The organism is Paenibacillus sp. NPDC093718, from assembly GCF_050279985.1.
GTDB lineage: Bacteria > Bacillota > Bacilli > Paenibacillales > Paenibacillaceae > Paenibacillus_AQ.
The window spans coordinates 729,278-743,115 of the sequence record NZ_JBNNUS010000001.1 but is presented as its reverse complement, the minus strand read 5'-3'; the positions used below and the strand labels follow the sequence as shown (position 1 = coordinate 743,115).

The window sequence follows — 13,838 nt, the reverse complement described above, 5'->3', positions numbered from 1 at the left end:
ATGGATGAGCAATGGCGAATAGCTAAGTATGATCCAGAGTGGCGAAGCTTGTTCTTGGAGGTAGGATGGAACATACGAGGAGCTTTAGGGGACATAGCAGATCGAATTGACCACGTAGGATCTACATCGATTGTTGGACTAGATGCTAAACCAATTATTGATATACAAATCTCAATTAGTAATTTCGAAGATGTGAGTCAATATAAGAATAAATTAGAATCAATAGGATTTGTCTATCGTAAAGAAAATCCTGATAAGACTAAAAGGTATTTTCGTGAAGTTCCGGGACATCGGAGAACACATATTCATGTCAGACAAACGGGGAGTTACTCGGAGCAATTGACATTGCTATTTAGGGATTATTTGAGAGAACATAAAGAGGATTGCTTAAGATATTCGGCAGAGAAGCACCGGTTAATGGGATTATACCATCATGAAAGACATAAATATGTTGAAGGCAAAGGCCCGATTGTATGGGAGATCATTCAAAAGGCACATATTTGGTCACAAGAAATAGGTTGGAAACCAGGTAAACCGGATCTGTAGAATAATTACACAGAGAGATACAGGGAAGATTCAAAGAAATACATTCAGGAGTTCAGTACAAAGTAGTAACATCAGCTGGTGGAGGTGGGATGCAGGAACGCAATCGAATGGAGGATTATTATTGAAAAAGTTACGCCTTCATCATCTTGTAATCTTAATATCAATCTTGATATGTGTAGTTGTTTATTTCGCTAGTCCAATTAGAATTCAGCAAATCATTAGCTCAGCGGATCATGTTGAAAAAATATATATTACTTATCATGCTCAAGGAGAAACAAAAAGGTTCTACATTCAATTCGATAAACAAAATGGGATTGCCGAGATGATAAATATTCTAGATTCGATTACTTACTCTCGTGAAATCAACACGTATAAAGGAACAACCAGCAGCATTGTGATGATGGATATTGTTAATCGGGACTCAAGTAATTATTCACTCAGTATAACGGAAGATGGGAAAATCATTACGGAACATAAGCTATATCAATCAAAAAGTGACTATGAAGCGATTTTTAACAGCCTTATGGAATGGATAATGAACAACGGAACATCCCAACCGATTAATCAAATGGAATGAATGGAATACGATCCGATTATTTGAAAGGTAAAGTGAATAAATGAATTCGGAGGTGATTCAATGATAATTAGAATTGCGACTAAGGAAGATATGGATCAACTTATTAGAATGAGATGGGATTTTACACTGGAAGACGATCTAGATGGAAAATTAAAAAATGAAGCTTATAGTGACTTCTACGAGGAGTGTCATGATTTTTTAGTGAAAGCTTTTCAAAGTGATATTTGGAGTATTTGGGTTGCTGAAGAAGACAACATGGTCGTGTCCAACATATACATAGAACTCATTCACAAGGTACCGAGACCAGGGAGAATCACACATCCATTTGCATATATGACGAATGTATATACAAAACCTGATTATCGAGGTAAAGGGATCGGAAGTAAATTAATATCAAAAATCAACGAATGGGCAAAAGAAAACAAATATGAATTTATTATAGTATGGCCTAGTGATAAAGGGGGTGATTTTTATAAGAAAAATGGATACCAGCACTGCAAAGAGCCAATGGAAAATATGCTATGTGAGTAAAGCAGTTAATACGGAGGGAATTTATATAAAGGAGAAGTAAGATGAATCTACCTAAACATTTTGTCTCTGCTGCTGCAGTTGTTTTGAATGATAATAATGAGATATTACTGATCCGGGGTCCGGAAAGAGGCTGGGAAATGCCGGGCGGAGTCGTTGAAGTTGGAGAGTCATTGGCACAAGCAGCAATCAGGGAAACCAAAGAAGAAGCTGGAGTGGATATTGAGATTATAAGGTTTTGCGGGATATTCCAAAATGTGAAGGCGAGTATTTGTAATACATTATTTCTTGCTAAATACATTGGGGGTACACCCGTAGCTACACCAGAAAGTCTTGAATCAGGATTCTTCCCATTGGATGAAGGATTGAATATGGTGACCTTTATGAATTTTAGGGAGAGAATCGAGGTTTGCTTAAGACCAGCTGATGAGCCGGTATATATTGAGTTCTGAAGGAACAAGCGTGAAGATAATTTAAGAAATGCACATGCTGCATTTAACAACAGTTTAACGCATATCTCCATTATAAAATAAATAACCATGAACGATTGCCGAGATCCTGGCATCTGGAGATTTCGGATGAATGGGGACATGTGGAAGTGAATCATATGGAAGCAGACTTGTATGACACCATTCAATAGATTTTAAGTTTTGATATAGACGGTGTTCTGTTCCAACGGAATAAATTGCGCCAATTGGCACTTGCTGTTATAATTTTGCGTATGAAATGTGATTGGGGGTTATACCGATGGCAATGCTGAATTGCTCATTAGCTAGGAAGTCCTCATGCAAAGCCTGATCTGGGGCGATACTTTGCGTGGGGTGCGATAGATGAATTCGATCGCCCAACCTTAACTTTATCGTTTCTAATAACAGGCTTTGCACCTTCATTTTTAATAAAAATAAGGGGCTGAAAGCTATGAGTACACCATTTATTAGAAACCACCAGTATAACGTGATTAAAAAACAATCGGAGTTCCTTCTGAAAACGTTGCGAACGATCGCGGATAGAAAAGTTTTGGAAACGGTCAGGTATCGTGCCGTAACGAACACTTTGGAAGCATTTCCGTCTCTAACAGAGGATCAGAAGCGGATGTTGGGAGAAATGTCGACCATCGAGAAGGCCGAGGATTTCCAGAGATATCTTAACGCGTTAGAACCCTATCGGGAGCCTTATCCGACGATTACGCTGAAACAGATTCAGAAGCTATTTCCTAAAAATAAGAAACTGAAAGTTCCGGATTTGCAATCGATCGACTTTCGATATGTAACGTATTTGGGCTGGGTGGATATAGCCACTAACAAGTTATATATCGTATACCCGTTCGAAGGAAGATTTATCGGGATTGAGGGAAGAATTACGCCGACCAACAAGAAAGGGTACTGTCTGTTCTGCAACCGGCATCAAGAGCTTGCCTTGTTCTCGGTCAAGACCAAGCCGGCCGTTGCTTCACCGGATAATCTTTCTTTCATTGGCCAATACGTATGTTTGGATAGCCAGGCATGTAATCACAGTATTACCGATACAGGCGCACTTGAGAAGTTTATTCTCTCCGCCAGCAAGTAAACACAGTAACTAGAAATAGGCTGCCTTTATGGGCAGCCTATTTTGTACTATGTTCCCGTTTAAAGACACAATGGTCATGAAAGGGAGTTGAAACCTATGAACGATGTAAGATTAGTTAAACCTCAGCTAGAGCTTGAAGAAGAATATTTATCATTTTATCAAGAATGGAAAGAATCCGGTGAGAATATGGTTCCTTGGGTTATAAGTAAGGATCCAAGTGATTTTCTGGGAATGTTGAAGGAACTCTCTAATCAAGGGAAGGGGATTGGTGTAAAGGAAGGCTGGGTCCCGGATTCAACCTTTTGGTTAGTCGATAATCATCATAGAGTATTAGGTGCGGCTAATATTAGACATCAACTAACCGAACATTTATATAATGCTGGTGGGCATATTGGCTATGGTATCCGCCCGTCTGCAAGATTAAGAGGCTATGCGACGAAACTATTGGAATTGTCCTTGATCGAGGCCAAGAAACTGGGGATAAACGATGTTTTAGTTGTCTGTGATGCCGGTAATGTGGGATCGGAAAGAACCATTATCAAGAACGGTGGGAGGCCGGATACCGATTACATAGAGGAAGATGGAAACGTAGTTAAAAGATATTGGATTAAGAATACGTAATAATAGCGATCAAGGTCAGTAGTCCAAAAATGGATGAGATAATACTATGTACACGGAAAGGAGCCTGACCAATTGCTAGAGTCCTCAAGACAGGCGGTTTTTATCGACAGAGACGGAACGCTTGGAGGAACCGATCGGGTTGCTTTGCCCGGTGAATTTGAGCTTTTTCCGCAAGTACAGAATTCGATGGATTCACTCAGAGCTGCAGGCATGCTGATTTGTTCATTTACGAATCAACCTGGAATAACTCGGGGCGAAGCAACAAAGGACGAATTCGAATCGGAATTATTAGGCTTTGGTTTTGATAAAATCTATCTTTGTGCTCATGAGCATGGAGCGGGTTGTCCATGTAGAAAGCCATCCGCAGGGATGTTGTTGAAGGCTGCAGAAGAAAATAATCTGGATTTAAGGAAGTGCTTTGTCATAGGGGATAGATGGACGGATATGGTTGCTGCCACAGAAGCTGGTTGCAAGAAAGTGTTAGTGAAGACGGGAGCTGGCGCCAAGGAACTGGAAAAATATAATAACAACCAGTACTTCGGCAAATGGAAAGAAGCGTATCCGGATTTTATCGCGACAGACTTTAATGAAGCCGTGACATGGATATTAGGGGGCTAGAAAAGGATGGTTCTCCATGGATTTGAGTCAAAGAAAACAGTGGAATGTAAATCACAAAAAGCTAACCCAGATCATTCTGGACCCGGCTAAGCATCAGAGTGCAGTTGACTTATTCTTGCAGCAGCATCGCTTGTTACATTCATCAAGAATGAGCCATTCACCCATTGCGACCCTTGAGGATGAATTAGTTAAAGATCTGCAAGAGGAAACATTCCGTCAATATCCAGTTAGGGCTCCTGATACAAAGAACTCCATAATATGGCATATGTGGCATATCACGCGTATTGAAGACATGACGATGAGCGTACTCGTAAATAACGATGACCAAGTATTGCATTCAGGCCAATGGAACAAGAAACTCCACATTGATGATGTTCATTCCGGAAATGAAATGACGGAAGCAGAAATCACTAATTTGAGTGCGACTCTTGAAGTTGATTCATTATTAGCTTATCGGATTGAAGTTGGGCGGAACACTCGTGAAGTCATATCCCGTTTATTGCCAGGAGATTTTAAGCAAAAAGTTGAGGCGGCAAGAATTCATGAACTTAAAGTACAGCATGCGGTTAAGGAAGAAGCATCGTGGTTGCTTGAATACTGGGGAAACAAAACGATTGCGGGATTAGTGCTCATGCCGGCGACAAGGCATATTTTTCTTCACTTGAATAAATCGATACGGCTAAAACAAAAAATTCAAAAGTCCAAATAGTAAGGCTGGGATGCTATTTATTTTTACAAGAGAGGTTGTGCTAGGATGTTATACGATTTGCAGGGCGAAGAGAATATGTCAACGATCGTGGGAATGTTATATAGCGCTGTCAGAGAGAACAGCCAACGGCTAAAGTCCATTTCAGAGGGCATGTCGCAAGAGGAAATAGACTACAAGGGACCAGATGGAAATTACAATAGTGCCGCTCAGTTAATAAAACATATCATGTACGTCGACCTGAACTGGGTTTATAGGATTAAAGGGGAGGCGCTTCCCCAGGCATTAAAAAACGAATATGGCCCCATGATCGATGAATATAACAGGCTGCCGATGGTTACAGGGATGGCTCTGGATACGCTTATATCTAAATATGAAGTCGTATTAACTATGTTGAAAGAAACATGCACGCAATTAACGGATGCTGATCTGGATAACATTGTCACATTTGGTCACGAAAATGAAAAGCAAGCCACCATACGGTGGGGATTATGGCATATGGCTGACCATAACCGTTATCACCAAGCCCATATAAATCAGCTTAGAAAGTGGTACGCTGAGCAAAGGAGAGACATGGATCATGAATAAAAGAATACGATCCATCCTCGTATTTTCCTTGAGTTTGCTATCGCTGCTTATTTCGTTAAAGTTATTTTGGAATATGGGTATTTTTGTGGATGAATACGGCTTGAGCCCAGACATTGTGAATGGCGGAGACTTCTGGCTCTTGATGGATTGGTTAAGATTAGGGTTACTGTTCTTCGTATGCGTCATATCTGGCATAAGCATCTTTAAAAGCTATGATGAATAAACCTGGATTGCTTCATACGGTACATTTAATCATTATTCAATACAATTTGATGAGAAAACCAAATCTAGTGAGTTGATTGACATACTAGATGCTGAATCGTATAGCCGAGAATTTAAAAGTTATAAAGGAAGCTCCGATAGAGTGATTATGATGATTATCTTTTATCGGGATAGGGATGGGACTGTAGATAACTACTCGTTTGACATCACGGAGTCAGGAATCATTATTTGTAATAATAAACAATATCAGATAAAGGGGGATACAGAGGAGATTTTTGACAATCTTTATGAATGGATCAAAAATAAAGGGAGATACATCCCAAGTTAGTTATTATCACTTCCGCTTCTTCGGAGTAATAAAGTTCTTAGTTAAAAGCCAAGAAATGGAGAATGTCCTGACAAGGTATCAAGGCAAATATAACCCTATCACCGTTATTAAATAGGCTGCCTCTAGGGCAGCCTATTTAAGTTCCGTCCGCTTACTCCCTCACATACTCCACCGAGTAAATATGCGTTCTCGTTAAATCAATGATCTCCTTAATAAAATCCTCCTGGGATTCGCTGAAATCGTTTCGGATCCAGTTCAGAATTAGTCCGTGGAAGCCGTAGGCTGTGTACCGTTTAAAGTAATCCATGTTAACCGGAGTATGGTTAATCGTTTCGAAAATAAATCGTTCCTTGTAGATTTTTACGATCGTTTGAGGGAATTCCGTATGCAGCCCCGGCAAGGTATCCTGGTATTTAATCAGCTCAAAAAAATCGCGATGCTCATAAATGTAGGAAACGATATTGAAGGACGGTGAGCTGAGGTTTGCCGTATATACTTTGTGTCCGGGGATGTAAGGCTTCCCCACCGATTCTTCCAAGCCCTGGAGCATGGAAGTCAGTAAGTCCTCGGCTAATTCGATTTTATCCTGGTAATGGACATAAAAGGTGCTGCGATTATAAGCAGCCTTATCCACGATGTCTTTCACCGTTACAGCATGATATCCCTTCTCTTTTACAAGTTGAATAAAGGCGGATTTCAGATGTTCTTTCGTACGATTTCTTCGCGCCGATGTCACGATTTGTTCATGATTCACGAAAAGAGCGCCCCCCAAAAAAGACAGTTTGGTTCCAAGTGTTGACTAGATCGACACTTCATCACAGGTTAATGATTGTTAAATGTGAACATAATAGTACAATTGAATTGTAAGCAAAATAGTACTAAATTTAATATCTTAATTTAATTGTAATCAATATAGTACTATTTTAATCCATTATACGGGGGTATCCAAGATGGGAAAATTACAAAACAAAGTGGCTGTAATTACCGGTGGTGCATCCGGCATCGGTGCGGCAACAGCACGCCTCTTCATTGAAGAGGGAGCCAAGGTGGTGCTAGTTGATTTAAATGAGGAAAAAGGTAAGGCGTTTGAGGCCGAACTGAAAGCGAATCATCACGAGGCGTTGTTCGTTAAAGCGAATATTACTAGCGAGGAAGAAGTAGCCAATATCTTTAAGCAAGCGACTGAAGCTTTCGGCAAAGTGGATATTGTATTTAACAACGCTGGCATCGGGCGCGTTCATTCTTCGCATGATCTAGAGTACTCCGAGTGGCGAAACACCGTAAACGTGGACTTGGACGGCGTATTCCTGGTCGCCCGGGAAGCTATCCGTGAAATGTTAAAAGCAGGCGGAGGCACGATCGTCAATACCGCATCCATGTACGGTTGGGTCGGCTCGCCCGGTTCCGCAGCCTATAATGCAGCTAAAGGCGGGGTTATTAACTTAACGCGTTCTCTGGCACTGGAGTATGCGGAGCACAATATTCGGATCAACGCACTGTGCCCGGGCTTCATTGATACACCGATCATTCCGGAGGAGAGCAAACAAGCCTTAGCTGCAGTCACTCCGATGAAGCGTCTGGGACAAGCTGAAGAAATGGCAAAGGCCGTTCTGTTTATGGCTTCGGACGACTCCTCGTTTATGACGGGGAATACCTTGACGGTTGACGGTGGATATACAGCCCAATAATGGGTGAGCTTAGACGTAGAGAGAATCATGACATCTTACTAGGAGGTATACACCATGAGCAAATTTGATGGAAAAGTGATTGTGATTACTGGCGCAGCAGGCGGGATCGGAACGGCAGCCGCGAAAAAGCTGGCGGAACAGGGTGCCAATCTTGCCCTGGTCGATTTGAATCTGGAAGCCGTAAAAAAAGTGATCTCCGATTTGGGTCTGGACGATTCCAGAGCGATTGCGCTGCAGGCCAATGTCGCCAAAGAAGAGGAAGTCAAAGCGTATGTGGATGCAACGGTCGAGAAGTTCGGTAAAATCGACGGTTTTTTCAATAATGCGGGGATCGAAGGAATCACGGCCAATGTAGAGGATTATCCGACCGAAACCTTTGAAATGGTCTTCAATGTCAACGTGAAGGGTGCCTTCCTTGGATTGAAATACGTTGTTCCGGTGATGAAAAACCAAGGGTATGGCAGTATTGTGAATACCTCTTCCGGTGCAGGTCTCATCGGTTCGCCCGGATTCGTTGGGTACAATAGCTCCAAGCATGCCGTGATCGGCATGACGAAGGTGGTAGCATTGGAAGCTGCTCCGTTCGGCGTCAGAGTGAATGCCGTAGCACCCGGGGTGATCAATACCCGCATGATGCGCCAAATTGAGAAAAACACCGTTCCTGAGGATGCAGAAGGTGCAAGAAAAGCATTCGGCGCTGCCGTTCCGCTCGGAAGATACGGGGAAGCGGAAGAGGTAGCCAACGTAGCCGTTTTCCTGCTGTCCGACGATGCCTCTTATGTAACGCAATCCATATATACCGTGGATGGCGGTCAAATCAACCAGTAAAGTTTATAATTAGCTTCGTATACAGGGTCTTGGTCCGGTGTTAATACCGGACCAAGACCTTTTTACATTCAATATGAGTAGCGGTACAGCTGCCCATTCTCCCCGTTTAAAGGTGGGTCATTTTTCATATTGGGGTCTTCCGGATTTTGGAATATAATGGTGTGTAGCTTATGGTCCGTTCGAAGAATGGTATCGTTGAATCTTCCGGAAGAGGAATACGAGGTTTTCCGGTTTGAGGAATAGAAAGGATGCCCGAACATGTATCATAGATGACAGAAGCTGTCGAGGGAGGAAGGGATATGCGCGCGACTGAAGATATCATGCAGGTATGGAGGAAGTTCAACGACTTTCCAATGGAAACCTTAACTAAAGCCTGGCACAGTTTAATCGACCCGGAATGCAAACAACGAACAACGGATGTCATGAAAGAGCATCGAGCATTATATGGAACGTCGGGCAATTGTTTTGATTTGGCGCTTTGGTTAATCGATGAGTTCAGACAGAGCAAAGTACGCTGTTACGGGGTGCTAACGGAGCATTTGCATGTCGCCGTGGTCGCCGTCAACGAAGAGGGCAACAAATATTTCTGCGATCTTGGAGATCAATGGATTGAGCCTATATTGTTGGAACCGGGCCATGAAGCATATACGGAAGAGTTTGTGGATGGTTTTTTTCCAGGTTCGTTCATCAAATTGAACACCCGAGCGAATCGTCTCTTGGTAACCTACAGAAGACCCAACGGAAAGGAAAGCAGCCAAGAATTCGACCTGACGCCTGTATCCGATAAGGCATTGATCATCGCCGGGCAAAAAACGCAGCGCCTGTTCAGCGATGCGCTTGTGGAAAAACGTATGTTCACCGATGGGCAGGTTCTCCATTGGGAATTTGATAATTATGAAAGCTACCTAAGTTCCAATGAAGGCAGAAAAGTGGAGCCTCAGCTGAAGGGGATCGAGGAATGGGCAGAACGAATACATACGATGAGCGGGATCCATGTAGAAGTCGTCATACGGGCATTGGAAGTATACTCGAAAAAGTCTTCGCATCCTTAACCCGGCACCCAAAAAAGGAATAAACAGCTATTGCCGTGCGGCTCCAGGGATTTTCCCAGGCTAGGTTGCCGGCAATAGTCCGTTTCGGTTTCCTTCCGTATTCATTTATTTTACAGTGATCGTTCCGGCATGGCTCCTTAGCTCCAATATATGGGATGCACCCCCTATAGTGCCTTCCACTGTTTTTTCCGTGCGATGTTGCTCCTTGAAACCATCCAAATTCACGCTAATATCAGATGAGTTACTGTTAGCGGTAAGCTTTAACGAAGCAGGCGGTGTTTTATAAGATACAGCGATATCTCCGGATTGTGTTTCTACTCGCAGCAACTTTCCTTCTTCGTTTTCTTTGACGGCTACTTCCCCATAAGTTGAAGTGATGTTCATCACGGGGCTGGTCACGTCTGTAATATAGCTGCCGCCGCTGCCTGTGGTTACCGTTACTTCATTTAGCGAGCTGTCTTTCAATTTGAGATCTCCGTCTTTGGATGTAAATTCCCCTTTGTCAGCTGAAAGTCCTTCGATGGTTTCAGAGCCCGAATGGTTGGTGAAGACGATGTTTTGAGCCGATACATCCTTCATCTTGATGTCACCCGCATCATTATTCAATGTAATCGTATTGACTTCATGGTCGGGAATAGAGATATAGATCGTCCCTTTTTTGCCAAAAGTGAACCCAGCCATAGCACCACCCTGGTCTTTCTGGGTAACGACAATTTTCTTCCCTTCCTGGTCAATCGTTACAGGGGCGCTCTTGTTGTCCCGACGCTTGCCATCACAAGCGATGATAATGTTCGAGGAATCCGAACGCTTGAATTCAATTTCCCAGGATTCGTTGTTGATTTCAATTTCTTCAATCAGTTTTGCCTCAAAGGATGCTTCATGGTGATAACTTGATTTCCCTACACCTTGGCAGCCCATAGCTAACCCGGCAACGGTAAGCAAGACAAGCGAAGCGGATATGATTTTTCTCATGCTCTAGTCCTCCATTCATGTACGGTGGAATTTTTAAGCCACATCGGTTCGATCCACTTTGTAAAAAGCAAGATAGCCGAGAATCAGGCCAAGCAGGCAGAGAACAATCGGGATGGCGATGAATTGGAACAAGCTGGCCGAGCTTCCTCTGTCGGACACCGTTGCGTTAACCACGAATCCAATGACGACCGCCGAGGTAATCGTGGAAGCCGTCGATTTTTTTCTCATGCCAAACGATAAAGGAATCAAGCTGATGCCGGCCATCATAAAGGCGCTCAGCACTGTTGCCGGAACGGCGGCCATCATGGCATCAACGGCAATAGAAGCGTCGAATAAACCGATTATCGGATTCAAGAGGTACGTTAACAGATTAATCATGAACGTCGTTATGATAATACTGAAAAAACAGAACCCAAACACAATCGTTAATTTGGGCAAAGGCTATTCGGCCCTCTTATTGAATGACCAGTACGAATGGTCGAAGGAAGAGGCGATTTCTTTCATCCGGGAAATGGACGACAAGGGAAAACACATGGAGGAATTGATTCAAGATTTAAGCCTTGTCACACAGCTCAATCGTTCCGACGGCACTTTCTCATTACAGAAGACGAATCAAGACATCGTCGAATTTACAAAAAGAGTAGTTGCTGATATTAGCAATAACCCGCAAGCGAGCAGCTATCATATACATTTTCAAGCGGATTCGCCTGCCATCCAGGTTGATTTTGATTCGAAATTCATGCAGCGCATTCTGCAAAATATCATGATGAACTCCATTCTCCACAATCCCGTACATACAGATATATATGTACAGATTGCTGACATAGGAGAACATGCTGTAGTCCGCATCAAGGATAATGGCGTGGGCATGCCGGCTGATTTGGTGGAACATCTATTCCAGCAATATTACCGGGGCACCACCACGGATTCTTCCTCTGAAGGAACGGGACTTGGAATGGCGATTGTCTACAAGCTGGTTCAGGCACACGAAGGCACAATCGATGTAGAAAGTGAGGCTTCACAAGGCACATCGTTCACGATTCGATTGCCGAAAAACTAAGGGGGAGAATCATTTGAAGAAACTGCCGACCATTCCATTGGAAAGATTGATATTACGGCCTTTCCGTGTAGAAGATGCCAAAGTCGTTCAACAATTAGCAGGGGATCCCTATATTGCGGAAACAACATTGTACATCCCGCATCCGTATGAGGATGGAATGGCAGAACAATGGATCGAAACACATGCTCATAACTTTCAAGAAGACCGATCACTGGAACTGGCCATTGTACATAAAGAAGAACAATATGTAATAGGCGCAATATGTATTGGATGTACTCGTAAGTTTGATCATGGTGAACTTGCATATTGGATTGGGAGACCGTATAAGAACAATGGATATTGTACGGAAGCAGCAAGAGGTATCGTTAGGTATGCGTTTGACGAAATGAAATTACACCGTATATTTGCCCGTTATCTGGGGAAGAATCCCGCATCGGGTAAAGTCATGGAAAAGTTAGGAATGAAATATGAAGGACGATTAAGACAGCATGTTCGAAAATGGGATCAATATGAAGACCTTGTGTATTATGGCCTTTTAAGGGATGAATACGTTTCAGAGAATAACTGAAGACTTAGGAGAATTAGAAACTGCATCACAGGGACATCTCAAAAAACAAACGATTAAACGGGTATTTTTGTCTTTAACGATTCTATAACTCTGGCAATATACTATATCATTCCCAAACAAGGAGTGATATAAATGGCAAACAGAGATGTGCGTCTTGCGCTTTGGTCAGGCACTAATTTTTCCGTTCGTCGGATTCTCTTCAGACGAGGAGGCGTTGCGGTTCGTGACCTTGGAGCGTTTCGATTTGACAATGTTCTTTCGAGTTTCCGGCTCAGAAATGTTGCGCAGAGCTCTGAAATAACGCTTGTATTGTTTTCGAGAATTAACTTTCAGGGAGCGTTCCGTGTGTTCCGTGGCAGCCAAAACGTAGCGAACTTGGCGAATTTTAACTTTAACAATGTGACATCTTCGTTTATTGTTGTAGGACGCAATCTTACGGACGCTGAAATATCCCAAATCCAAAACACCGCCAGACCGCCCCAAGACATCCTCGTAATTAGACAGTAATACTAGTTAATAGGAAAAGAGGCAGGATCGAAAGAGTAACTAAGAGCGGCTCATTCCTCAATAGAGGATGGGCCGCTTTTTTCAGCTAACAATATCTTGACAATAACAGGAAACCTGTTATTCTATAACCGACAGTCAGTCGGTCGGTAGTAAGGAGGTATAACCATGAGGGTCGTAAAAAAAGCGGAAGAACGCAGGAACGAAATCCTTGACGCGGCTGATGAGCTCTTTGGTCAGAAGGGCTTTGACGGTACAAGTACAAACGATATTCTCGAAAAGGTCGGGATTGCGCGGGGAACCTTGTATCATCACTTCAAGTCGAAAGAGGATATCATGGATGCGCTGATTGATCGGTATGCGGTCCACCTTTTGGATGGGGCACAGCAAATTGCCGAGGACAAGAGCATACCCGTAGTCGAACGCATAATCCGCGTTGTGATGGCTCTGAACTTAAGCGGCGGAAGCAGCAAGGAAATTATGGAGCATATTCATAAGCCGCAGAACGCGCTCATGCATCAGAAAATACAAAAGGTCATCATCAACGGCGTTCCGTCGATCCTGACGGGAATCATCCGCGAAGGCATTGAGCAGGGAATGTTCAGCACACCGTTTCCGTATGAATGCATGGAAATGGTTGTGATCTACGCGAATACCGTTTTTGATGACGATATGATTACCATGACGAATGAGGAGCGCGGTTCACGAATGCTGGCCTTTGTATGCAACGTAGAAAGGCTGCTCGGTGCGGCAAGCGGAAGTCTTATGGACGTTATGCAGATGTTTGGTGGAGGAGATGGAAAGCAGCCATGAATAAACTGACTCTGTATAAGTTAAAGGCGGTTAAAATGCTTGAAAGCAGAGGT

19 protein-coding genes are annotated in these 13,838 nt (G+C 43.0%); 17 read left to right on the top strand and 2 right to left on the bottom strand.

Annotation, left to right across the window (positions count from 1 at the left end; translation table 11 throughout):
- The 10 genes from ACQKPA_RS03715 to ACQKPA_RS03670 all read left to right on the top strand — a co-directional run bounded on the left by ACQKPA_RS03715 (position 1) and on the right by ACQKPA_RS03670 (position 5,973).
- Positions 1–546: a GrpB family protein gene (locus ACQKPA_RS03715; protein ID WP_427489489.1), complete on the top strand. Its 546-nt coding sequence runs from the start codon at positions 1–3 to the stop codon at positions 544–546.
- 121 nt (positions 547–667) lie between these two features.
- Positions 668–1,123: a hypothetical protein gene (locus tag ACQKPA_RS03710; protein WP_427489487.1), complete on the top strand. Its 456-nt coding sequence runs from the start codon at positions 668–670 to the stop codon at positions 1,121–1,123.
- 60 nt (positions 1,124–1,183) lie between these two features.
- Positions 1,184–1,654, top strand: a complete 471-nt coding sequence (locus ACQKPA_RS03705) for a GNAT family N-acetyltransferase (protein WP_427489485.1) — start codon at positions 1,184–1,186, stop codon at positions 1,652–1,654.
- Between the two features lie 41 nt (positions 1,655–1,695).
- Complete coding sequence (locus ACQKPA_RS03700) at positions 1,696–2,103, top strand: NUDIX hydrolase (RefSeq protein WP_427489483.1); 408 nt, start codon at positions 1,696–1,698, stop codon at positions 2,101–2,103.
- A 466-nt stretch (positions 2,104–2,569) separates the two neighbouring features.
- Positions 2,570–3,217 (top strand): FusB/FusC family EF-G-binding protein, encoded by a 648-nt coding sequence (locus tag ACQKPA_RS03695; RefSeq protein ID WP_427489481.1) that lies wholly within the window; start codon positions 2,570–2,572, stop codon positions 3,215–3,217.
- Positions 3,218–3,313: 96 nt separating this feature from the next.
- Entirely contained in the window at positions 3,314–3,838 is a 525-nt protein-coding gene (locus ACQKPA_RS03690) for a GNAT family N-acetyltransferase (RefSeq protein ID WP_427489479.1), read from the top strand.
- 72 nt (positions 3,839–3,910) lie between these two features.
- Positions 3,911–4,456 carry an HAD-IIIA family hydrolase gene (locus ACQKPA_RS03685; protein ID WP_427489477.1) on the top strand — a complete coding sequence of 182 codons (546 nt, stop codon included), beginning with the start codon at positions 3,911–3,913 and terminating at the stop codon, positions 4,454–4,456.
- A 16-nt stretch (positions 4,457–4,472) separates the two neighbouring features.
- Positions 4,473–5,165, top strand: a complete 693-nt coding sequence (locus ACQKPA_RS03680; RefSeq protein ID WP_427489475.1) for a DinB family protein — start codon at positions 4,473–4,475, stop codon at positions 5,163–5,165.
- A 45-nt stretch (positions 5,166–5,210) separates the two neighbouring features.
- The gene (locus ACQKPA_RS03675; protein ID WP_427489473.1) at positions 5,211–5,750 is read left to right on the top strand and encodes a DinB family protein; all 540 of its coding nucleotides are present in this window, start codon (positions 5,211–5,213) and stop codon (positions 5,748–5,750) included.
- On the top strand, positions 5,743–5,973 hold the full coding sequence (locus ACQKPA_RS03670; protein WP_426197994.1) for a hypothetical protein: 231 nt from the start codon (positions 5,743–5,745) through the stop codon (positions 5,971–5,973). Before ACQKPA_RS03675 ends, ACQKPA_RS03670 begins: the two co-directional genes overlap by 8 nt.
- 478 nt (positions 5,974–6,451) lie before the next feature.
- Here ACQKPA_RS03670 and ACQKPA_RS03665 read toward each other — a convergent pair whose 3' ends face one another.
- Positions 6,452–7,054: a TetR/AcrR family transcriptional regulator gene (locus ACQKPA_RS03665; protein ID WP_427489471.1), complete on the bottom strand. Its 603-nt coding sequence runs from the start codon at positions 7,052–7,054 to the stop codon at positions 6,452–6,454.
- Positions 7,055–7,250: 196 nt separating this feature from the next.
- Between ACQKPA_RS03665 and ACQKPA_RS03660 the strand changes: the two genes are divergently transcribed.
- The 3 genes from ACQKPA_RS03660 (at position 7,251) to ACQKPA_RS03650 (ending at position 9,868) form a co-directional block, all read left to right on the top strand.
- Positions 7,251–7,988 (top strand): SDR family NAD(P)-dependent oxidoreductase, encoded by a 738-nt coding sequence (locus ACQKPA_RS03660; protein WP_427489469.1) that lies wholly within the window; start codon positions 7,251–7,253, stop codon positions 7,986–7,988.
- Positions 7,989–8,042: 54 nt separating this feature from the next.
- The gene (locus ACQKPA_RS03655) at positions 8,043–8,816 is read left to right on the top strand and encodes an SDR family NAD(P)-dependent oxidoreductase (protein WP_071221820.1); all 774 of its coding nucleotides are present in this window, start codon (positions 8,043–8,045) and stop codon (positions 8,814–8,816) included.
- Positions 8,817–9,115: 299 nt separating this feature from the next.
- Positions 9,116–9,868 carry a hypothetical protein gene (locus ACQKPA_RS03650; protein WP_427489467.1) on the top strand — a complete coding sequence of 251 codons (753 nt, stop codon included), beginning with the start codon at positions 9,116–9,118 and terminating at the stop codon, positions 9,866–9,868.
- Positions 9,869–9,973: 105 nt separating this feature from the next.
- Here the strand turns inward: ACQKPA_RS03650 and ACQKPA_RS03645 are convergent, their stop codons facing one another.
- Positions 9,974–10,840: a DUF4097 family beta strand repeat-containing protein gene (locus tag ACQKPA_RS03645; RefSeq protein ID WP_427489465.1), complete on the bottom strand. Its 867-nt coding sequence runs from the start codon at positions 10,838–10,840 to the stop codon at positions 9,974–9,976.
- A gap of 112 nt (positions 10,841–10,952) precedes the next feature.
- Between ACQKPA_RS03645 and ACQKPA_RS03640 the strand changes: the two genes are divergently transcribed.
- The 4 genes from ACQKPA_RS03640 (at position 10,953) to ACQKPA_RS03625 (ending at position 13,785) form a co-directional block, all read left to right on the top strand.
- Entirely contained in the window at positions 10,953–11,900 is a 948-nt protein-coding gene (locus ACQKPA_RS03640) for a sensor histidine kinase (protein ID WP_427489463.1), read from the top strand.
- Positions 11,901–11,913: 13 nt separating this feature from the next.
- On the top strand, positions 11,914–12,468 hold the full coding sequence (locus ACQKPA_RS03635; protein ID WP_427489461.1) for a GNAT family N-acetyltransferase: 555 nt from the start codon (positions 11,914–11,916) through the stop codon (positions 12,466–12,468).
- Between the two features lie 132 nt (positions 12,469–12,600).
- Positions 12,601–12,975 carry a hypothetical protein gene (locus ACQKPA_RS03630; RefSeq protein ID WP_427489459.1) on the top strand — a complete coding sequence of 125 codons (375 nt, stop codon included), beginning with the start codon at positions 12,601–12,603 and terminating at the stop codon, positions 12,973–12,975.
- A 165-nt stretch (positions 12,976–13,140) separates the two neighbouring features.
- Positions 13,141–13,785, top strand: coding sequence for a TetR/AcrR family transcriptional regulator (locus tag ACQKPA_RS03625; RefSeq protein WP_427489457.1), 645 nt, complete (start codon positions 13,141–13,143; stop codon positions 13,783–13,785).
- The last annotated feature ends 53 nt before the right edge of the window (positions 13,786–13,838 follow it).